We start from the raw sequence: 19657 nt of genomic DNA, 5'->3' as shown, positions 1-19657 counted from the left end.
TCAGTGATAACCAGGGGGTAGAAGCATGACGGCAACACCACTTTGGCTGGTTCAGAACGTTCATTTACCTGGGCGAAAAGGGCTATGGCAAATCGCGATTGAGAAAGGCCACTTCGGTGACATCACCCCGATGAGCGCCCCACAGCATGAAAGTTATGAAGTCTTAAACGCCAGGGGCGGGCTGGCGCTGCCGCCATTTATTGAACCGCACATTCACCTGGATACCACCCAAACCGCAGGCGAGCCAAACTGGAATCAGTCGGGAACGCTATTTGAGGGGATTGAACGCTGGGCGGAACGCAAAGCGTTACTCAGCCATGATGATGTGAAAAAGCGCGCCTGGCAGACGTTAAAATGGCAAATGGCGAACGGTATTCAGCATGTGCGCACCCATGTTGATGTCTCCGACCCGACGCTGACAGCGCTCAAAGCAATGCTGGAAGTGAAACAGGAAGTCGCCCCCTGGATAGACCTGCAAATCGTCGCCTTCCCGCAAGAGGGTATCTTGTCTTACCCCAACGGCGCAGCGTTGCTGGAAGAGGCCTTACAGCTTGGCGCGGATGTGGTAGGGGCGATTCCCCATTTTGAATTTACCCGCGAGTATGGGGTGGAATCACTGCATATCGCCTTTGAACTGGCGCAGAAATATGACCGACCACTGGATATTCACTGTGACGAGATCGACGACGAACAGTCGAGGTTTGTCGAAACGGTCGCCGCGCTGGCGCTGAAAATGGAAATGGGGTCGCGCGTTACCGCCAGTCACACGACGGCGATGCACTCCTATAACGGTGCCTATACTTCTCGCCTTTTCCGCTTGCTGAAACTCTCCGGTATCAACTTTGTCGCCAATCCGCTGGTGAATATCCATCTGCAGGGGCGTTTTGATGATTATCCGAAGCGGCGTGGGATCACCCGCGTGAAGGAGATGCTGGCCGCCGGGATTAACGTCTGCTTCGGCCATGATGATGTCTTTGATCCCTGGTATCCACTCGGCACGGGCAATATGTTGCAGGTGCTGCATATGGGTCTGCATGTTTGCCAGTTGATGGGGTATCAGCAAATCGACGATGGCCTGCGGTTGATTACCGATAATAGCGCCAGAACCTTTGGTCTGGATGATTACGGTATTGAGCCGGGTAACCCGGCGAATATGATCATTTTGCCGGTTGAGAGCGGTTTTGACGCGGTGCGATGTCAGTCGCCGGTGCGCTGGTCCATTCGCCAGGGGCGGGTGATTGCTACCACGCAACCTGCGCAAACCTGGATTCAGACGGACAGCGGCGGTGAAGAAGTGGCGTTTCATCGCAAGAGTGAGTGAAGCTGATAGCAGAATGACCACACAATGCGTGGTCAGCCTGAGTAACATATGTTTCAATTGCGTAAAATTAAGTAAAAGGCTGGCCTGGTGGCGGAGTGCTCTTTAGAATCAAGCCACTCGCTTTCTTACCTGTATTTCGTTAAGGAAACCTCATGGTTAAATCGACTCTGGCGGCAATTGCGGCTGTTTGTGCCCTTTCTGCAATCTCCTCTTCCGCACTGGCGGCAAAAGGTGATCCCCATGTTCTGCTCACCACGTCAGCCGGCAACATCGAACTGGAGCTGAACAGTCAGAAAGCCCCCGTGTCGGTGAAAAACTTTGTGGATTATGTGAATAACGGTTTTTATAACAACACCACGTTTCACCGCGTGATCCCGGGTTTTATGGTTCAGGGTGGCGGTTTTACTGAGCAAATGCAGCAAAAACAGCCTAACCCGCCCATTAAAAACGAAGCCGATAACGGTTTACGCAATACGCGTGGCACCATCTCCATGGCCCGTACCGCAGATAAAGACAGCGCCACCAGTCAATTCTTCATTAACGTCGCTGATAACGCCTTCCTGGACCATGGTCAACGTGATTTTGGCTATGCGGTATTTGGTAAAGTTGTCAAAGGGATGGATGTCGCCGACAAGATTTCTCAGGTTCCAACCCACGACGTCGGTCCTTACCAGAATGTGCCGACAAAACCGGTTGTTATCCTCTCTGCTAAAGTCCTGCCATAATCTTTTTTTCGCACGGGCCGTCCGGCCTGTGCGCGTTCTCCTCCCTGCGTGACGCGAAATTGCTGCTTATACTTGTGGCACATGAGCGAGACATCAGGGAGGCGTTATGACCAAAAAACTCACCGACCGACAAAAATCCCGTCTCTGGGAGCAAGACCGTAATGTCAATTTTCAGGCCAGCAGGCGTCTTGAAGGCGTTGAAAGCCCGCTGGTAACGCTTACAGCCGATGAAGCGCTGGCGCGTATTGAAGAGCTAAGGAGGCACTATGAGCGATAAATTCGGCGACGGTCGCGATCCTTACTTCTACTCTGGCCTCAATGTTATGCGCAACAGGCTGGGTATTCGCGAGGCGCAACGGCTGGAACAGGCGGCATGGGAGCTCACCGCGTTACGTGCCGCCACGCTGGAACTGGGTCCGCTGGCCCGAGGGCTGCCACATCTGTGCGCCATTCACCGTCATATTTACCAGGACGTCTTCGACTGGGCGGGACAGGTACGCGAAGTGGATATCTATCAGGGAGATACGCGTTTCTGCCATTTCGAATATATCGAAAAAGAGGGGAATGCGTTAATGCAGTCGCTGGAAGACGAAGAGTGGCTACAGGGGCTTGGGAAGGAAGAATTTATTGAGCGACTGGCGCATTACTACTGTGAAATCAATGTGCTGCATCCATTTCGTATAGGCAATGGCATTGCCCAGCGGATTTTCTTTGAGCAGCTTGCGCTGCATGCCGGATACCGGCTGGACTGGCGTGGCGTCGACCCGGAAAACTGGAGTAAAGCGAACCAGACCGGGGCGATGGGTGACCTAAAACCGCTGTGCGAGATCTTCGGCAAAGTGGTAAGCGAAGCCGTCGAAACTGAGTAGAATAGGGCGGCTTAAAATGATGAGGCCGCCATGATCCTGCTTATTGATAATTACGACTCTTTTACCTGGAACCTGTATCAGTACTTTTGCGAACTGGGGGCACAGGTCGAGGTCAGGCGTAATGATGAGATCACCCTGGCGGATGTTGCGATTATGGCCCCCAAAAAGATCGTGATATCCCCAGGCCCCTGCACGCCGGATGAATCGGGTATCTCGCTGGAGGTTATTCGCCACTATGCTGGCACGTTGCCGATTCTCGGCGTCTGCCTCGGTCACCAGGCCATCGCCCAGGTTTTTGGCGCTCGCATTGTCCGGGCGCAACAGGTTATGCACGGGAAAACCTCTCCGATAACCCATACCGGGCAGGGCGTTTTTCGCGGCCTGAATAATCCATTAACCGTCACGCGCTACCACTCTTTGTTGATCGATCCGCCTTCATTACCGGACTGCTTTGAGGTGACCGCCTGGAGCGAGACGCAAGAGATCATGGGGATTCGCCATCGTCAGTGGGATCTGGAAGGCGTGCAGTTTCACCCGGAAAGTATTCTTAGCGAGCAGGGACATGCGTTATTGAATAACTTTTTGCATCGCGCCGATTTTTAGTTGCCATTGAGTGATTTTTTATGCATATTTCGTGATTATATTTTCACTTCTACTTCTTGTTTAAAAAGGGTGGGGTTACATGGCAACTCAGCAGGGTGCAATCACGCGCGCAACATTTGACGAAGTCATTCTACCAATTTTCGCACCGGCCGAATTTATTCCGGTGAAAGGAAAAGGTAGCCGCGTGTGGGATCAGCAGGGTAAAGAGTATGTTGATTTTGCGGGTGGTATCGCCGTTACCGCGCTGGGGCATTGCCATCCGGCGTTGGTGGAAGCGTTAAAAACACAGGGCGAAACGCTGTGGCATATCAGCAACGTGTTTACGAATGAACCCGCATTGCGCCTGGCGCGTAAGCTGATCGACGCCACCTTCGCCGAGCGCGTGGTGTTTATGAACTCCGGCACCGAGGCCAATGAAACGGCATTCAAACTGGCGCGTTATTATGCATCTACCCGCCACAGTCCGCATAAAACCAAAATCATCGCTTTCCACAACGCGTTCCATGGCCGTTCGCTGTTCACCGTGACCGTGGGCGGTCAGCCGAAATACTCGGACGGATTCGGTCCGAAACCGGCGGATATCATTCATGTGCCCTATAACGACCTGCATGCCGTAAAAGCGGTCATGGACGATCATACCTGTGCAGTCGTGGTTGAACCGATTCAGGGGGAAGGCGGGGTGACGGCGGCAACGCCAGAGTTTTTACAGGGTTTGCGTGAGCTGTGCGATGAACACAAAGCGCTGCTGGTGTTTGATGAAGTGCAGTGTGGAATGGGGCGTAGCGGCGATCTCTTCGCCTACATGCACTATGGTGTCACCCCGGATATCCTGACCAGCGCCAAAGCGCTCGGCGGTGGTTTCCCGGTAAGCGCCATGCTCACCACTCAGGAGATTGCCAGCGCGTTCCATCCGGGTTCCCACGGTTCAACCTACGGCGGTAACCCGCTGGCCTGTGCTGTTGCCGGTGCGGCATTCGACATCATTAATACGCCAGAGGTCTTAAATGGCGTCAATGCGAAACGCGAACTGTTCGTTAAGCATCTTGAAGGCATCAATGCGCAGTATGACCTGTTCAGCGAAATTCGCGGCATGGGGCTGCTGGTTGGCGCGGAACTGAAACCGCAGTACAAAGGCCGTGCGCGTGATTTCCTCAACGCGGCGGCAAATGAAGGGCTGATGGTGCTTAATGCCGGTCCTGACGTAATGCGTTTTGCGCCGTCGCTTATCATTGAAGAGAACGATATCGCAGAAGGTATGCTGCGCTTTGCTAAAGCTGTAGCCAACGTGGTTAACGCTTAAGAGCGCAAGCGGCGATTTAACCAGATGCCATGATGTGGGCGCTGACGCCATGCCACCGACGAAATGGTGTGCATGGTGTTCAGATGCCCCAGGATCCGTTGCAGATGTTGCTCCAGCGTACTCATTGGGCCATGCGTCATGCTCTCTGGCGCCTCCAGAATATTCACATCTCCTGAACTTCCCGGACCATCATACTCCAGCCGCTGCTGGCAACGTTGCAGGGCAATTTCGCAGGACTGCAGATAACGCTGAGCCAGTTCCGGCGTGAGCATGGTGTGCTCCCGCGCCAGCGTGGTCATTGCATTGATATGTTCGACAATAAACTGACTGTGCGTGACCCACAGTTTCATGTCTGCCAGGTAACGCGTATCAAAACCCGGCTCCTGCATGGCCTGATTCAGCGAGTTAAAGAGCGCATTGTGCGCCTGGTTTACCCGCATGCGTTGCCAGGCCAGCGGCGTCGCCTGGGGATCATCGCTCAGGATCAGCCGAATGGCATCCTGGTAAGTTTCCAGCGCGTCATGAGCATTTTTTCGCAGCAGGCCGCTTTGCCATTGAGGCCACAGCCAGACCATGCCACCAAAAGCTATCAGGCAGCCGATCAACGTATCGATAAGACGGGCAACAATAAACTGGTCGCCATTCAGTGTAAGCAACTGGAGTGTATAGACCGCGGTGAGGGTAAAACCGACCATCGCCCAGCCGTAGCTTTTGCGGATAATCAGATAGCTCACCAGCGTCACAATCAGCATCGCGGTGAGCGTGAAGCCTTCCGGTACGTGGTAGTGCAGCGTCGCGCCGGCAATGATCAGCCCGGCCATGGTGCCTGCCGCCCGGTGCAGGATGCGCACGCGTGTCGCCCCATAACCGTTTTGCGTAACAAACATCACCGTCATCATGATCCAGTAAGGTTTAGGCAGATGGAGCGCGCTGCCCATCAGGCTGGCAATACTCAGCATGACGCTAATGCGTGCCGCATTACGTAAGGCGGAGGATTTCAACGACAGATAACTTTTGAGGGCCGGGATCAGGGGCAAACGGCGCTGCTTCTCCGCCATCAGATCACGGACATAGAGCGGGCGCTGGGTACGCAGAACCCGGGCTATCTGGCTGAAATGCCAGGCGCAAAACTGCCCAACCGGGTTATCCGGGTGCTGGCGGGCAATTTTCTCCAGCGCGCCAATCTGTTTATCCATATTGAAGCGTTTGGGGTAGCGGTGATAAAGAATATCATCGGCTATGACCCGTAACCGCGCGGCAACGGTTTGCGCATTCCAGCGGATAACTTCCTCGGCATGGCTGCGTTCGACCAGCTCCTGCACTTCCTGCGGTTGGTGGAGGCTGACGGCAATATGTTCCTGTAAGTCCAGCGCCACCTGGAAGACGCGGCGTAACCGCTTGTAGTCGTTGTTGTTATTCGCCGCCAGCATATGCAGTTGTTGGTAACACTGGCTAATCATATCCACCGCCTTTTGCTGGCGTGCCAGGAGTGGCGGAAGGGCTTTTTCTGGATCGACGTGCTGCGTCAGTAAACTGTATTTCGCTTCGCAATAGTCCGCCAGTTGGCGATACAGCAGGCTCAAGGATTCACGCAGCGGTTGCTCTCGCCACAACCAGAACCAGAAGGCGTTAAACGCGCCGTACCACAGGGTACCCAGCCCATAAATCAGCAACGGCTCCCAGATGGGCATGTTACCGGCGAGGCTGAGAGTAAAGATGGCGGCAATGAGCGAGGCGGGTAGAAGCCGCCCGTGTAATGCGCTGATTTCTGCTGTGACGCCGAGCAAGAGCGTTAATCCGGTCAGAATCAGCGGCAGCGGAATATTTTGCGTCAGTAATAGCTGTACGGTGAGGCTACTGCCAGCAAAGAGCGTGCCGCCGATAATGACGCGTTTGAAGAAACGTTTATGCAGAGTATCCAGACCGGCAATATTGCAGCAGGCGGGAACGAGAGAAAACAGCAGACCAAGATCGAGACGACCTGCGATCAGACCCACGGTCACAGGGAGGCATAACACCAGCGTTTGTCGCAGTGCATAGTTGATTTCGGGGTGATAAATCAGCCTGCGCCACATGGGGAAGAGAGACAAAAACGGCGCATCGTTAAGGGCGATGCGCCGCTTGAGAATTAACGTGTACCATACACGACAATGGTTTTACCGTGCGCGGAGATCAGGTTTTGATCTTCCAGCATTTTCAGGATACGGCCGACGGTTTCGCGGGAACAGCCAACGATCTGACCAATTTCCTGGCGGGTAATTTTAATTTGCATACCGTCCGGGTGGGTCATTGCATCCGGTTGTTTCGCCAGATTCAGCAGCGTCTGTGCGATACGGCCCGTCACATCAAGGAAGGCGAGGTTACCGACTTTTTCCGAGGTGACCTGCAGGCGACGCGCCATCTGGGAAGACAAGCGCATCAGGATATCCGGGTTCACCTGAATTAACTGGCGGAATTTTTTGTAGGAGATTTCGGCCACTTCACAAGCGGTTTTAGCGCGTACCCATGCACTGCGCTCCTGACCCTCTTCGAACAGACCCAGTTCACCGATAAAATCTCCCTGGTTAAGGTAAGAGAGGATCATCTCTTTACCTTCTTCATCCTTGATTAGCACAGCCACTGAGCCTTTGACGATGTAATACAACGTTTCCGCTTTTTCACCCTGGTGAATCAGCGTGCTCTTCGACGGGTACTTATGAATGTGGCAATGAGACAAGAACCATTCGAGAGTCGGGTCTGTTTGCGGTTTGCCAAGCACCATGCGCGGTTATCCTCTGTTATAAGCTGGCTCCAGACGCTGGATTCACATATCGCGTCCGGGGTTGCAATCTATCTTCCCCATACCTGGGAAGTGGACCGTCAGACATGCCTGCGGCCTGTAATATGTGATGTCCTCTGCATACATGCATAACGTCAATGTATCACTGTAGCATCGTGATTGTTTTAGCATAGCTTTTGTCGCGTGTCTCCTGGTGTCTCGCTTCAGCTTGACGCAGGTCGCCTTCCGTTGCGAGTTTTCTTATGTGCGCGTAATCTGTAAAGAAAACTGTAACTCCGGAGTGAATTAAAAATGCAAGCTCGTGTGAAATGGGTAGAAGGTTTAACGTTCCTTGGCGAGTCTGCGTCCGGGCACCAGATCCTGATGGATGGTAACTCAGGCGACAAAGCCCCAAGCCCGATGGAAATGGTGCTGATGGCAGCAGGCGGATGCAGCGCTATCGATGTTGTATCTATTTTGCAGAAAGGCCGCCACGATGTGAAAGATTGCGAAGTGAAGCTGACCTCAGAGCGTCGTGAAGAGGCTCCGCGTCTGTTCACGCATATCAATTTGCACTTTATCGTGACCGGCAAAGAGCTGAAAGAGGCGGCGGTATCGCGCGCGGTGGATCTCTCTGCCGAGAAGTATTGCTCCGTGGCATTAATGCTGGAGAAAGCGGTGAAAATCACGCATTCATATGAGGTGATTGAGGCCTGAGAACATAGGTCGGATAAGCGTCGCGTATCCGACACATTCCCCGGTGGCGCCGCGCTTACCGGGGCTACAGCGCTTGTGTCGGCTGGAGGCCTATTGAATCTTCTTCCCTTCCATCAGCCGTTGGACCAGCGGTGTCATGATCAGCTCCATTGCTAACCCCATTTTGCCGCCAGGCACCACAAGCGTATTCATGTGTGAAATGAACGAACCCTGCAACATCGCCAGCAACCAGGGATAGTCGATCCCTTCAAGATTTCGAAAATGAATCACCACAAAGCTCTCATCGAGCGATGGGATCACTTTGGCGGCGAACGGGTTGGAGGTATCCACCGTCGGCACGCGCTGGAAATTAATATGGGTGCGGGAAAATTGTGGGGTGATGAAATTGATGTAGTCTTCCATCGATCGAACCACCGAGTCCATCACTGCCTCACGGGAATGACCGCGCTCGCTGGTATCGCGTACCAACTTTTGCATCCACTCGAGGTTGACGATGGGTACCACGCCTACCAGCAGATCGACGTGGCGGGCGACATCGTGCTGGGGCGTCACCACGCCGCCGTGCAACCCTTCATAAAACAGCACATCTGTTGGCTCCGGCAGGGGCTGCCAGGGGGTGAACGTACCGGGAACCTGGTTCCAGGGAACGGCTTCATCGTAGGTGTGCAGATATTTTCGTGCCTGGCCTGTGCCGGTTTGTCCGTACTCAATAAACGTTTGTTCCAGCAGGCCGAAGTCATTCGCTTCCGGGCCAAAATAGCTGATATGTCGACCTAAATCGCGGGCTTTACGAATTGCCATGTCCATTTCAGGGCGGGTATAGCGATGAAAACTGTCACCTTCAACCTCGGCGGCATGCAAATTCAGTTGAGCAAAGATTTTGCGAAACGCGAGGCTGGTGGTAGTGGTTCCCGCACCGCTGGAACCTGTTACGGCAATAACCGGATGTTTAGCGGACATAGCAGCTCCCTGAGTAAACCATTGTTGTAGACGAAGCCAGCCGCCAGTGAGTTACTCGCGAAACTGCGAGCGCGGCATAATGTTGACGGTTTCGTGCAGTTCTGACCACACCAGTACGGCCTCACCGTTTTTAAGTTGCCGTCTCACATCGGCGACCTTTTGTTCGAGTGAGCGCTCATGTTCACCATAATCGGTGCCTTCACGCAAGACAAAGCTTTCAATCAGGCTGTCGAGCGTCTCAGGCGCCAGGTCCTGCCAGGGAATAATCATTTAGCTTTCCAGATAAGTTTGCAGCCAGTCGGGGATACGTTTTTCCAGCCACATTTCCGGGTGAAGTAACGTGCCGCCCACAAACCCCACGTGACCGCCATGTTCGGTGAGTTGATATTCTACCGACGGCGGTAATGTCTGCGTATCGGGGATCACATTTTGATCCATAAAGGGGTCATCTTTAGCATGGATGATCAGCGTCGGTTTGCTGATTTTATTCAGCAACGGCATGGCGCTGCACTGGCGGTAATAGTCAATCGCATCGGCAAAACCATGGATGCGCGCCGTAATCGCATCATCAAAATCGCGCAGACGACGCAGACGTTTCAACTGCCGTAAATCAATGGGTAAGGAACCCGGATAGGCTTTTAATTTGCGCGACGCATTGGCTTTCAGCAGGTTGAGCAGATAGTGCTGATACACCCGTGAAAAGCCGGTTTCGATATGGGCGCTGCACGCTTCCAGTACAAAGGGAGCAGAGACAATGACCGCAGCATCCAGGGGTACGCGATTTTCCTCTTTCGCCAGCAGGCAGGCCAGCATATTGCCGCCCAGCGAATAGCCCACCGCCGCGGTAGGGACCTGGCCAAACTCCCGTTGTAGCCAGTGCAAAAACCAGGTGCCATCTTCGGTTTCGCCAGAGTGATAAATGCGGTTAAGGCGGTTAGGTTCACCGCTGCAGCCACGGAAATGCATCACCACGCCCAGCCAGCCGCGCGCTTTTGCTGCTTCTATCAGACCATGAGCATAGGGGCTGTGCAGGCTGCCTTCCAGCCCGTGGAAGACCACCAGCCGTGGTTTATGTCTTGCCAGTGCAGGGTCTTCGCTCCAGGCGAGATCCACAAAATCGCCATCGGGCAATTCCAGGCGCTGCCAGGTCGGCGTAAAGCCCAGTTTCCGGCGGATCAATCGCGGGAGCATGGTCTGGAAATGCGGATTGCTTCCGCCGCGCAGTGGGCGGAACGCAGAGCTATCAGCAGCCATTTCCGAGAGTCGTGAAGGTGTAATTTCAGCCATAGTAAAGAACAATAGAATCAAGAATGGGACAACTATAGCTGCTCGATGTTGCGCCGTTTTTTCATTTCGCGGGACATCGTGCAGGCCATACTAGTCCGTCAGTAAATTTCGGGAAAAGAGATGAATATCGACACCCGGCTTACGTCGCCACAAGCGTGCTTTTCGCGCACCTGTCGCTACGCTCTCGCCTGTCTCTTCAAACATGCCTGAGGCCTCAAATCGGCGAATCAGACTTTTTCGCTGGATAGGCTGGCCGAGGATAATCTCCGTCGCCTCCTGCAATTGTGTCTGGGTAAAGGTATCAGGCAGACAATACACTGGCAGTAAAGAGTACATGGTTTTCTGTCGTAACCGTTGTAGCGCCGTCTGAATTATCTCCCGGTGATCGAAGGCCAGGTCGATATCATCCAGCCCGGTTACGGGCATCCATTTGGCATCGCTGACGCTCGCGATATGCGGCGCGCAGGCTACCCAGGAGATTAACGCATACCAGGCGATGGTCAGACTCCAGCCACGGGGATCGCGTTTTGCCCCGGAAAACGTATCCAGTTGCTCCAGCCAGGAAGGGGAGACGCCCGTTTTTTCTGTCAGCTTACGTAATGCCGTGGCTCGCGTGGATTCATCTTTTTCCATATCGATAAATCCGCCAGGCAGACCCCAACGCCCCTGTTGAGGGTGACTCGCTCGTTTCACCAGCAAAACGCGAAGCGCCTGCTCGTGCAGCGTGAACAGCACACTGTCTACCGTCACCAGGGGGGAAGGGAACCGGCTGGCATCATAAGAATCCAGATACTCTGCTTCGCTGATCATCGCTTACTCGGCTTATTAAACACGCCACAAGTTTATCAGCCCACCCAATGGCGGCAAGCTAACTTTTAACTCCTTAAATATCAATTTGTTAACTTTTTATTTGCGCGGTAGGGAAAAAATCCCTTGCCAATAAGTGTCCCATGGACAATATTATAAGTGTCTTAGGGACATTAATTAATGGTGAGGTGAATCATGACCAGCAGAATCGCGTTAACACTTGATAATCAACCCGTTGAAATCGAACGAGGTGTCTTTCCCGACGGCGCGGTATGGCTGAAAGTCATCGGTGAACTGCCACGTTTTGCTCAGGTCATGCGGGTTCGCGTTGCAGCCATGCGCGATATGAACGATTTCATGTTGTTAGCCCAACTGGTTGATGCCGTGCGTCACGTTACCGACGTCGCCGTAAGCCATCTTGAACTGGCATGGCTGCCCTGGGCGCGCCAGGACCGACACATGGTTAACGGCGACAGTTTTGCGCTTAAAGTATTCGCTAACCAGTTGAACACACTGAACTTCAATAAAGTTCTTCTGCTGGATCCGCACAGTGATGCGGCAGCGGCGGCCATCAACAATAGCGTGGTGATTGCACAGGAAACCTGCCTGATGAAAAGCGAAAATCTGCGTCAGGCGATAAGCACAGGCAAATTGATGCTTGTAGCACCCGATGCCGGGGCATTGAAGAAAATTCATAACGTAGCCAAAGCCAGTGGGGCGCGGGACTATGCCATCCTCACGAAAGAGCGTGATGTTGCAACGGGTAACCTGACCGGTTTTTCCCTCGTCTCCGGCAATGTGGCAGGCAAAGATGTGCTAATTGTGGATGACCTTTGCGATGCGGGCGGTACCTTTATCGGCTCTGCTCAGGTACTACGTGATGCCGGCGCGCGCAGCGTGAGTTTATATGTAACCCACGGCGTGTTTTCTAAAGGGGTGGAGAACCTGCTGAACAATGGTATTGACGCCATTTATACCACTACTTCTTTTGCCTCTTCTGAGCTTCGCGAACCTCGCGTTGAGCTTATCGACATCGACACTATTTTTTGCGCTTAAGGGAGATAACACCATGAAAATGAACCCCATCCTGGCTATCGACGGTTACAAAGTTTCCCACCGTGCGCAGTACCCGCAAGGGACCACGCAGGTGTACTCCAACTTTACGCCGCGCAGCGATCGCTTTTTCTCATCTCCCGTGGCGGACGGTAAGCTGGTGTTCTTTGGCCTGCAGGGGTTTTTGCAGTGGTTTATGGTCGATTTGTTCAACGATGCCTTTTTTGCCCGCCCACAAGAAGACGTGGTGAATGAATACAAAGCGGTGATGGACGCCTACCTGGGCAAAGACGCCGTGCCGGTTGACCACATTCGCGCACTGCACAATTTGGGTTATCTGCCTCTGCACGTTAAATCTCTTGATGAGGGCAGCAAAGTGCCGATGAAAGTGCCGGTGCTGACCATCACCAATTCCCATGACGAGTTCTTCTGGCTGGTGAATTATCTTGAGACGGTGCTCTCCGCTGAATTGTGGAAAGCCTCCACCAACGCCACCATTGCGCACCACTACCGTAAAGTCTGTGAACAGTGGGCGGTAAAAACCTGCAGCGACATGTCACATATTGATTTCCAGTGCCACGATTTTTCCTTCCGTGGCATGGCGGGTCTCCAGGATACTATGCAGGCTGGTGCCGGGCACCTGCTGAGTTTTAAAGGTACCGACAGCATTCCGTCACTGCTCTACGCCCGTGATCACTACACCGCTGGTGAGGACTATTTTATCGGCGCGAGCATTCCGGCCACCGAGCATAGCGTGATGTGCATGGGCGAGAAGGAACAAGAAATTGAAACCTTCCGTCGTTTGATAGTCGATCTCTATCCGCAGGGCTTTGTCTCAATCGTCTCGGATACCTGGGATTACTGGCGGGTGATGACGGAATACACCCGTGAACTGAAACAGATAATCCTTAATCGTGAAGGGCGCGTCGTGTTCCGCCCGGACAGCGGTGACCCGGTTGAGATCCTGTGTGGCACCGGGGCGGATGATGATACCCGCAACACGCGCACCCCGGAGGAGAAAGGTTCTGTGGAAGTGTTATGGGAGATCTTCGGCGGCACCGTGAATGAGAAGGGCTACAAGGTACTCGACCCGCATGTTGGCCTGATTTATGGCGACTCCATTACCCTTGCACGGGCAGATGAAATCCTGCGTCGCCTGGAAGCCAAAGGTTTTGCCAGCTCAAACGTTGTCTTCGGGGTGGGATCATTTACCTATCAGTACAACACACGCGATACGTTTGGTTTTGCGATGAAAGCGACATGGGGCGCGGTCAACGGCGAAGGGCGGATGATCTTCAAAGAGCCGAAAACTGACAGCGGCCTGAAACGTTCAGCGCGCGGGCTGTTACGGGTAGAAAGAGACGCGCAGGGTGAGCTGCAACTGCATGATGAACAAACCTGGGAGCAGGAAAAAACCGGTGAACTGAAAACGCGTTTCCTGGACGGCAAACTGTATAACGTTGACCATTTTGAACAGATTCGCCAGCGCCTGACCGCCCAGCGCTAACCGCTCTACTCCATTCCGGGGGGCGCATTGTGCCCCCTACTTGCTACAGATTTTCCCCTCTTAAAATGATCGACGTCACAAATCATCACTTTGATTATTACTCTCAGGCTAACAATCGTCTTTTATCCTTAATTGATGCCTTTCTCACCAGCGCGCACACTTTACTCAGTGTTAAGCAAATCAAAATGATTCGCTGAATCAGGAGGTTAATAATGTTATCTGGACAAACACCAGAACGGGTGTGGAATACGCGGCGCACGGAAAAACAGCGTCGCCTGGCATCCGTACCCGTACAGGGCAAGGTGCTGCCGACCGACGATCTGGTCGCCATGCTGGAAAAATTGATCGCGCCGGGCGACAAAGTGGTACTGGAAGGGAATAACCAAAAACAGGCCGATTTTCTCTCCCGCGCGCTGGCGTCGGTCAACCCGCAAAAAGTCCATGACCTGCATATGATCATGCCAAGCGTCGGACGCAGTGAACATCTCGACCTTTTCGAAAAAGGCATCGCCCACAAGCTGGACTTTTCTTTCTCGGGTACCCAAAGCCTGCGTATCTCACAGTTGCTGGAAGATGGCCTGCTGGAAATCGGCGCTATTCATACCTACATCGAGCTGTATTCCCGCCTGTATGTTGACCTCTCGCCAAACGTGGCACTGATTGCCGGTTACAAAGCGGACCGTAAAGGCAATCTCTACACCGGGCCGAGTACCGAAGACACCCCGGCGCTGGTGGAAGCGGCCGCCTTCCGCGACGGTATTGTTATCGCCCAGGTCAATGAACTGGTGGATGACGAATGCGATTTACCGCGTGTGGACATCCCTGGCTCGTGGATTGACTACGTGGTTGTGGCTGATAAGCCTTTCTTTATTGAACCGCTGTTTACCCGCGACCCGCGCCTGATCAAACAGGAACACATTCTGATGGCGATGATGGCCATCAAAGGCATCTACGCCGAGCATCAGGTGCAGTCACTGAATCACGGTATCGGCTTTAACACCGCGGCGATTGAACTGTTGCTGCCGACTTACGGCGAACAGCTTGGTCTGAAAGGCAAAATCTGTAAGCACTGGACGCTGAACCCGCATCCGACGCTGATCCCGGCCATTGAAAGCGGCTGGGTGGAGAGCGTGCACTGCTTCGGCGGCGAACTGGGGATGGAAGAGTACATCCGCGCCCGCCCGGACGTGTTCTTTACCGGCGCAGACGGTTCTATGCGCTCCAACCGCGCCTTCTGTCAACTGGCGGGGCAGTACGCGGTGGATATGTTTATCGGCTCGACCCTGCAGGTGGATGGCCTGGCAAACTCGTCGACGGTGACCCGTGGGCGTCTGGCTGGTTTCGGCGGTGCGCCAAATATGGGCCATGACCCGCATGGTCGTCGTCATGCGACGCCTGCCTGGCTGAATATGATCACCGAACCTGACCCCATGCAGCGCGGTAAAAAGCTGGTGGTGCAGATGGTTGAGACCTTCCAGGCCGGTGCAAAACCCACCTTTGTGGAAACGCTTGATGCTGTAGAGGTGGCCAAAACGTCCGGTATGCCGCTGGCGCCGGTCATGATTTATGGCGATGACGTCACCCATGTGCTGACCGAAGAAGGCATTGCTTACCTCTATCGTGCTGAAAGCCTTGAAGAGCGCCGTGCGATGGTCGCCGCCGTGGCGGGTATTACCGATATTGGCCTGGGCGTAGACGCCAAACGCGTCGCCGAACTGCGCCGCAGTGGCAAAGTGGTTTACCCGGAAGATATGGGTATTCGCCGCACCGAGGCCACCCGTTCGTTACTGGCGGCAAGCAGCGTGGCAGACCTGGTGGAATGGTCCGGTGGTCTTTATAACCCGCCTGCGAAATTCCGGAGCTGGTAATGAAACTTCTGCCACAGATTCAGGTTGAAGGCGGTGCCGAATGGCTGGCGCGAACCGCCACGCAGTGTCTGATTGACGAAGCACGATTAAGCCCGAAACCCGGTCTGGTGGACAGTCGGGGGAACGGCGCGCACCACGACTTAACGCTTGCCCTGATGGAACGCTCTGCCCATAGCCTGACCCCCACGTTTCAGGCGCTGGCGCAACAAAGCTGGCAACGTCCGGCGGACATTGCGCTACGACAAACCATTGGACGACTCGGACGTGTTGGCGAACAGCAGATGATGGCGGCAACAGGTGGCGTGAATACCCACCGTGGTGCGATTTGGGCGCTGGGGCTGCTGGTCAGCGCGGTGGCGATGCGTGGTGGCGATGCGAGCGCGTCTGTTATTGCAGCGACCGCCGCCACACTGGCGAAACTGCCGGACGCCGCCGCGCCCAAAATTTTCAGTAAAGGGCTTCGCGCTACACATCGCTATCGCGTACCCGGTGCCAGAGAAGAGGCACAACAGGCCTTCCCGCATATTTTACAGCTCGCCTTACCGCAATTGCGTTTGAGCCGGATGAACGGTGGCAGTGAGTCTCACGCCCGGATTGATGCCCTGATGGCCATCATGACCTCGCTTACCGATACCTGCGTGCTCTCCCGTGCCGGGATGGAAGGGCTGGAGGCCATGCAGCACGGCGCGCGTGCCGTTTTAACCGCGGGGGGCAGTGCGACCCCGGAAGGACAGCAGGCGCTCCACCTCCTGGATCGTCAAATGCTGGCGCTGAACGCCTCTCCGGGTGGTGCGGCAGACTTACTGGCTGCCACTCTGTTTCTTGACCGTATCGGGACGCCCTATTTCAAGCATTAAGAGGATGTTATGGAAAAAATCACATTAACCGTGCCCGCCAGCCGTACCTTAAATGGCAAAGCGCTGGCAGGGGTTGTTGGTTCAGGGGATATGGAGGTGTTATTCACCGCCGACCAGAGCCAGACACTCACTATAGATATCACGACTTCCGTCGACAACAGCCGTGGCCGCTGGGAAGCCTTGTTCAACCGTCTGCAAACCGTCAGCAGCCTGCCTGCGGGCAAACTGATCATTCACGATTTCGGCGCCACGCCTGGCGTCGCGCGCATTCGTATTGAACAGGTCTTTGAAGAGGTGAGCTATGCGTGATGATCGCAGTTTTATCGAACTAAAAGCACGCCAGCGTGCGCATGCATTGCTGGATGAAGGCAGCTACCGTGAGCTGCTCGACCCGTTTGAAGGGATTGTCTCCCCGTGGCTGGGCGCGCAGGGCATCGTGCCGCAGGCCGATGACGGCATGGTGGTGGCGAAAGGCACCATCAACGGCAAACCTGCCGTGGTCGTCGCCATTGAGGGCGCCTTCCAGGGCGGCAGCATGGGCGAAGTCTCCGGTGCCAAAATGGCAGCGGCGCTGGAACTGGCGGCAGAAGATAACCGCAACGGTATCCCGACTCAGGCGGTGCTGAGTCTGGAAACCGGTGGCGTTCGTCTGCAGGAGGCCAACCTTGGCCTGGCGGCGATTGCTGATATTCATGCCGCGATTGTTGACCTGCGCCGCTATACCCCGGTGATCGGTATTGTGGCCGGGACCGTGGGCTGCTTCGGTGGGATGTCCATTGCCGCAGCGTTGTGCAGTTATCTGATTGTTACCCGCGAAGCCCGCCTGGGGCTGAACGGTCCGCAGGTCATTGAACAGGAAGCGGGTATTGAAGAGTACGACTCCCGCGACCGTCCGTTTATCTGGAGCATGACCGGTGGGGAAGTGCGCTATCAAAGCGGGCTGGTGGATGCGCTGGTGGGCGATGGTGTAAACGCGGTGAAGCAAGCCATGAACGAGGCGATTGCCAAAGGCGTACCGGCAAAACATCGCACCGATAAGTACGACGACTACCTTGCCCGTCTGACCAATTTCGACACCCGCAAACAGGCTGATGCCGAACAGATTAAAGCCCTTTTTGCCCGGGAGGTGAAATGATGAGTACTGCAATAAGCCGTGGCGAACTCTGGCTGGAAACTCTCGCCCCAAACGCCCAGCACCTGGCAGGCTTATGCCCGTCCGTACAGGTAGCCGATGGTGAACTGAACGGTGAAACGGTGCGCTTTGTTGCCGTTGTCCCTGATGCGAATAACCATTTCCCGCGCGCCGCCAAAGGCGAGGTGGGCCTGCTGGAAGGCTGGACGCTGGCGAAAGTTATCAGCGAAACGGTCGCCGCTGATGCGGATAAAGCCGTAAAACGCCCGATTGTGGCGGTAATTGATGTGCCAAGCCAGGCGTACGGTCGCCGTGAAGAAGGTTTTGGTATTCACCTGGCGCTGGCCGGTGCCGCTGCGGCCTATGCCAATGCACGCCTGGCGGGCCATCCGGTGATTGGTCTCATTGTTGGTAAAGCGATGTCCGGCGCGTTTCTGGCGCACGGTTATCAGGCTAACCGGCTGATTGCCTTCAACGACAAAGGCGTTTTGATTCACGCGATGGGTAAAGAGTCCGCCGCGCGTATCACCTTGCGTACCGTAGAGGCGCTGGAAAAACTGGCGGCGACTATCCCACCGATGGCGTATGACATCAGTAACTACGCCACCCTGGGGCTGCTGGAAAATCTGCTGGATATCAGCAATCCGGATGCGCCATCGTCGTCCGATCTGGCGCTGGTGAAAACCACGCTGCAAGAGGCTATCAACGCCGCTCGTCAGGATGCCACCCTGAAAAACCGTCTGGGCGCTGACAATCGCCGCAGCTCTGCGCTTGTGCGTGAACGCATGAAAGCGAGCTGGTAAGTAAAAAAGAGACCTGCCAGATGCATTAACTCCGTGGGCACAGCCACTGTGCCCACGCGGGAACGTGCATCCTGAAAATAATAATCATCGCACCAGTGCTAAACGTTTCTTTATTTATTACAGGTGATTTATGACTTATGTAATTGTTCATGCCCTCGCACCGATTTTTATCATCATGTTGCTGGGCTTCTGGGCGGGCAAGGCCAAAATGGTGGATAACAAGAATGTTTCCCTGCTCAATATTTTCGTCATGGATTTTGCACTCCCCGCAGCCCTGTTCAGTGCCACGGTACAAACTCCGTGGACCGGTATCGTTGCCCAGTCTCCACTGATTCTGGTCCTGACGCTGGCGATGTGGGTTACTTACGCGGTTATCTACTTCCTGGCGACCCGTGTCTTTAAAAAATCGCCGCAGGATGCCGCCGTGCTGACCCTGACCGTCGCGCTGCCGAACTATGCGGCGCTGGGGCTGCCTATTCTGGGTAGCGTGCTGGGCGAAGGTTCTTCTACGTCGCTTTCTGTCGCGGTGTCGATTGCCTGTGGCTCAGTATTGATGACCCCGTTCTGCCTGCTGATTCTGGAGCGTGAAAAGGCCCGTGCGCAGGGAGGTAACTCCGGTTCCACGCTGGCAATGCTGCCGGTTTTGATGTGGCGCTCGCTGAAAAAACCGATCGTGATGGGGCCGCTGTTGGGTGTGATCCTCTCTGCGATTGGTATCAAAATGCCGGAACTCCTGCTGGCGGCGATTAAACCGCTGGGCCTGTCTGCAACCGCAGCGGCGTTATTCCTGACCGGGGTGATCCTCTCTGCCCGTAAACTGCAGATCAACACGATGGTCATCACATCGACCATTGCCAAGCTGCTGATTCAGCCCTTTATCGCCTGGGGCATCGTGCTGATTTTTGGCCTGCACGGTTCGGTGGCGATCACCGCAATCCTGATGATTGCGCTGTCTGCCGGTTTCTTCGGCGTGGTATTCGGTAACCGATTTGGCGTGCAATCGCCGGATGCAGAAGCCGTGCTGCTGTTAAGCTCAGTACTGTGTATTCTGTCGTTGCCGCTGTTTATCTCGCTGACCTCAGGAGTCTAA

The 19657-nt window shown here is 54.6% G+C and carries 21 protein-coding genes; 15 read left to right on the top strand and 6 right to left on the bottom strand.

Annotated features, from left to right (window positions below; genetic code table 11):
- The first annotated feature begins 25 nt into the window (after nucleotides 1-25).
- From ABIB59_RS24255 to argD, 6 genes are all read left to right on the top strand, one after another.
- Entirely contained in the window at nucleotides 26-1321 is a 1296-nt protein-coding gene (locus tag ABIB59_RS24255) for a cytosine deaminase (protein WP_132440284.1), read from the top strand.
- 152 nt (nucleotides 1322-1473) lie between these two features.
- Nucleotides 1474-2046 (top strand): peptidylprolyl isomerase A, encoded by a 573-nt coding sequence (gene ppiA / locus ABIB59_RS24250; protein WP_041851407.1) that lies wholly within the window; start codon nucleotides 1474-1476, stop codon nucleotides 2044-2046.
- A gap of 106 nt (nucleotides 2047-2152) precedes the next feature.
- Nucleotides 2153-2323, top strand: coding sequence for a FicA/YhfG family antitoxin (gene ficA, locus ABIB59_RS24245; protein ID WP_064572417.1), 171 nt, complete (start codon nucleotides 2153-2155; stop codon nucleotides 2321-2323).
- Nucleotides 2313-2915, top strand: a complete 603-nt coding sequence (locus ABIB59_RS24240) for a putative adenosine monophosphate-protein transferase Fic (RefSeq protein ID WP_041851408.1) — start codon at nucleotides 2313-2315, stop codon at nucleotides 2913-2915. Before ficA ends, ABIB59_RS24240 begins: the two co-directional genes overlap by 11 nt.
- A 30-nt stretch (nucleotides 2916-2945) precedes the next feature.
- Entirely contained in the window at nucleotides 2946-3518 is a 573-nt protein-coding gene (gene pabA, locus ABIB59_RS24235; RefSeq protein ID WP_125123786.1) for an aminodeoxychorismate synthase component 2, read from the top strand.
- Nucleotides 3519-3597: 79 nt separating this feature from the next.
- Complete coding sequence (gene argD / locus ABIB59_RS24230) at nucleotides 3598-4818, top strand: bifunctional acetylornithine/succinyldiaminopimelate transaminase (protein WP_354037343.1); 1221 nt, start codon at nucleotides 3598-3600, stop codon at nucleotides 4816-4818.
- On the opposite strand, the gene ABIB59_RS24225 is transcribed toward argD, so the two are convergent.
- Both ABIB59_RS24225 and crp read right to left on the bottom strand, forming a co-directional pair.
- Nucleotides 4815-6893, bottom strand: a complete 2079-nt coding sequence (locus tag ABIB59_RS24225) for a YccS/YhfK family putative transporter (protein WP_041851411.1) — start codon at nucleotides 6891-6893, stop codon at nucleotides 4815-4817. The two genes, argD and ABIB59_RS24225, sit on opposite strands and share 4 nt — an antisense overlap.
- Before the next feature lie 53 nt (nucleotides 6894-6946).
- The gene (crp, locus tag ABIB59_RS24220; protein WP_000242758.1) at nucleotides 6947-7579 is read right to left on the bottom strand and encodes a cAMP-activated global transcriptional regulator CRP; all 633 of its coding nucleotides are present in this window, start codon (nucleotides 7577-7579) and stop codon (nucleotides 6947-6949) included.
- A 309-nt stretch (nucleotides 7580-7888) separates the two neighbouring features.
- Here crp and ABIB59_RS24215 point away from each other — a divergent pair, with 309 nt between their 5' ends.
- Nucleotides 7889-8293 (top strand): OsmC family protein, encoded by a 405-nt coding sequence (locus ABIB59_RS24215; RefSeq protein ID WP_041851412.1) that lies wholly within the window; start codon nucleotides 7889-7891, stop codon nucleotides 8291-8293.
- A gap of 90 nt (nucleotides 8294-8383) precedes the next feature.
- Here the strand turns inward: ABIB59_RS24215 and ABIB59_RS24210 are convergent, their stop codons facing one another.
- From ABIB59_RS24210 to ABIB59_RS24195, 4 genes are all read right to left on the bottom strand, one after another.
- On the bottom strand, nucleotides 8384-9253 hold the full coding sequence (locus ABIB59_RS24210; protein WP_041851413.1) for a phosphoribulokinase: 870 nt from the start codon (nucleotides 9251-9253) through the stop codon (nucleotides 8384-8386).
- A 51-nt stretch (nucleotides 9254-9304) separates the two neighbouring features.
- Nucleotides 9305-9523, bottom strand: coding sequence for a YheU family protein (locus ABIB59_RS24205; protein WP_041851414.1), 219 nt, complete (start codon nucleotides 9521-9523; stop codon nucleotides 9305-9307).
- Complete coding sequence (locus tag ABIB59_RS24200; protein WP_072039771.1) at nucleotides 9524-10507, bottom strand: hydrolase; 984 nt, start codon at nucleotides 10505-10507, stop codon at nucleotides 9524-9526.
- A gap of 123 nt (nucleotides 10508-10630) precedes the next feature.
- The gene (locus ABIB59_RS24195; RefSeq protein ID WP_041851415.1) at nucleotides 10631-11350 is read right to left on the bottom strand and encodes an NUDIX hydrolase; all 720 of its coding nucleotides are present in this window, start codon (nucleotides 11348-11350) and stop codon (nucleotides 10631-10633) included.
- Nucleotides 11351-11542: 192 nt separating this feature from the next.
- Between ABIB59_RS24195 and prs the strand changes: the two genes are divergently transcribed.
- From prs to ABIB59_RS24155, 8 genes are all read left to right on the top strand, one after another.
- Complete coding sequence (gene prs / locus ABIB59_RS24190) at nucleotides 11543-12403, top strand: ribose-phosphate diphosphokinase (protein ID WP_354037328.1); 861 nt, start codon at nucleotides 11543-11545, stop codon at nucleotides 12401-12403.
- Nucleotides 12404-12416: 13 nt separating this feature from the next.
- Nucleotides 12417-13907: a nicotinate phosphoribosyltransferase gene (locus ABIB59_RS24185; RefSeq protein ID WP_354037326.1), complete on the top strand. Its 1491-nt coding sequence runs from the start codon at nucleotides 12417-12419 to the stop codon at nucleotides 13905-13907.
- 212 nt (nucleotides 13908-14119) lie between these two features.
- The gene (gene mdcA, locus ABIB59_RS24180; RefSeq protein ID WP_354037324.1) at nucleotides 14120-15775 is read left to right on the top strand and encodes a malonate decarboxylase subunit alpha; all 1656 of its coding nucleotides are present in this window, start codon (nucleotides 14120-14122) and stop codon (nucleotides 15773-15775) included.
- Nucleotides 15775-16632, top strand: a complete 858-nt coding sequence (locus ABIB59_RS24175; RefSeq protein ID WP_071194928.1) for a triphosphoribosyl-dephospho-CoA synthase — start codon at nucleotides 15775-15777, stop codon at nucleotides 16630-16632. The genes mdcA and ABIB59_RS24175 overlap by 1 nt, the downstream gene beginning before the upstream one ends.
- Before the next feature lie 9 nt (nucleotides 16633-16641).
- The gene (mdcC, locus tag ABIB59_RS24170; protein WP_041851420.1) at nucleotides 16642-16941 is read left to right on the top strand and encodes a malonate decarboxylase acyl carrier protein; all 300 of its coding nucleotides are present in this window, start codon (nucleotides 16642-16644) and stop codon (nucleotides 16939-16941) included.
- Nucleotides 16934-17767, top strand: a complete 834-nt coding sequence (locus ABIB59_RS24165; RefSeq protein ID WP_110295368.1) for a biotin-independent malonate decarboxylase subunit beta — start codon at nucleotides 16934-16936, stop codon at nucleotides 17765-17767. Before mdcC ends, ABIB59_RS24165 begins: the two co-directional genes overlap by 8 nt.
- Entirely contained in the window at nucleotides 17767-18567 is an 801-nt protein-coding gene (gene mdcE, locus ABIB59_RS24160) for a biotin-independent malonate decarboxylase subunit gamma (protein WP_354037408.1), read from the top strand. Before ABIB59_RS24165 ends, mdcE begins: the two co-directional genes overlap by 1 nt.
- Before the next feature lie 130 nt (nucleotides 18568-18697).
- Nucleotides 18698-19657: an AEC family transporter gene (locus ABIB59_RS24155; RefSeq protein WP_354037321.1), complete on the top strand. Its 960-nt coding sequence runs from the start codon at nucleotides 18698-18700 to the stop codon at nucleotides 19655-19657.

The organism is Citrobacter sp. UYEF32, from assembly GCF_040546205.1.
Lineage (GTDB): Bacteria > Pseudomonadota > Gammaproteobacteria > Enterobacterales > Enterobacteriaceae > Phytobacter > Phytobacter diazotrophicus.
Note: the sequence above shows the minus strand (reverse complement) of the source record. Positions and strands in the feature narration are given on the sequence as shown.

Bases quoted from the DNA above. Each gene is read 5' to 3' on its own strand.
- ABIB59_RS24255 (WP_132440284.1), top strand. From the start codon at position 26: ATGACGGCAACACCACTTTGGCTGGTTCAGAACGTTCATTTACCTGGG.
- ppiA (WP_041851407.1), top strand. From the start codon at position 1,474: ATGGTTAAATCGACTCTGGCGGCAATTGCGGCTGTTTGTGCCCTTTCT.
- ficA (WP_064572417.1), top strand. From the start codon at position 2,153: ATGACCAAAAAACTCACCGACCGACAAAAATCCCGTCTCTGGGAGCAA.
- ABIB59_RS24240 (WP_041851408.1), top strand. From the start codon at position 2,313: ATGAGCGATAAATTCGGCGACGGTCGCGATCCTTACTTCTACTCTGGC.
- pabA (WP_125123786.1), top strand. From the start codon at position 2,946: ATGATCCTGCTTATTGATAATTACGACTCTTTTACCTGGAACCTGTAT.
- argD (WP_354037343.1), top strand. From the start codon at position 3,598: ATGGCAACTCAGCAGGGTGCAATCACGCGCGCAACATTTGACGAAGTC.
- ABIB59_RS24225 (WP_041851411.1), bottom strand. From the start codon at position 6,893: ATGTGGCGCAGGCTGATTTATCACCCCGAAATCAACTATGCACTGCGA.
- crp (WP_000242758.1), bottom strand. From the start codon at position 7,579: ATGGTGCTTGGCAAACCGCAAACAGACCCGACTCTCGAATGGTTCTTG.
- ABIB59_RS24215 (WP_041851412.1), top strand. From the start codon at position 7,889: ATGCAAGCTCGTGTGAAATGGGTAGAAGGTTTAACGTTCCTTGGCGAG.
- ABIB59_RS24210 (WP_041851413.1), bottom strand. From the start codon at position 9,253: ATGTCCGCTAAACATCCGGTTATTGCCGTAACAGGTTCCAGCGGTGCG.
- ABIB59_RS24205 (WP_041851414.1), bottom strand. From the start codon at position 9,523: ATGATTATTCCCTGGCAGGACCTGGCGCCTGAGACGCTCGACAGCCTG.
- ABIB59_RS24200 (WP_072039771.1), bottom strand. From the start codon at position 10,507: ATGGCTGCTGATAGCTCTGCGTTCCGCCCACTGCGCGGCGGAAGCAAT.
- ABIB59_RS24195 (WP_041851415.1), bottom strand. From the start codon at position 11,350: ATGATCAGCGAAGCAGAGTATCTGGATTCTTATGATGCCAGCCGGTTC.
- prs (WP_354037328.1), top strand. From the start codon at position 11,543: ATGACCAGCAGAATCGCGTTAACACTTGATAATCAACCCGTTGAAATC.
- ABIB59_RS24185 (WP_354037326.1), top strand. From the start codon at position 12,417: ATGAAAATGAACCCCATCCTGGCTATCGACGGTTACAAAGTTTCCCAC.
- mdcA (WP_354037324.1), top strand. From the start codon at position 14,120: ATGTTATCTGGACAAACACCAGAACGGGTGTGGAATACGCGGCGCACG.
- ABIB59_RS24175 (WP_071194928.1), top strand. From the start codon at position 15,775: ATGAAACTTCTGCCACAGATTCAGGTTGAAGGCGGTGCCGAATGGCTG.
- mdcC (WP_041851420.1), top strand. From the start codon at position 16,642: ATGGAAAAAATCACATTAACCGTGCCCGCCAGCCGTACCTTAAATGGC.
- ABIB59_RS24165 (WP_110295368.1), top strand. From the start codon at position 16,934: ATGCGTGATGATCGCAGTTTTATCGAACTAAAAGCACGCCAGCGTGCG.
- mdcE (WP_354037408.1), top strand. From the start codon at position 17,767: ATGAGTACTGCAATAAGCCGTGGCGAACTCTGGCTGGAAACTCTCGCC.
- ABIB59_RS24155 (WP_354037321.1), top strand. From the start codon at position 18,698: ATGACTTATGTAATTGTTCATGCCCTCGCACCGATTTTTATCATCATG.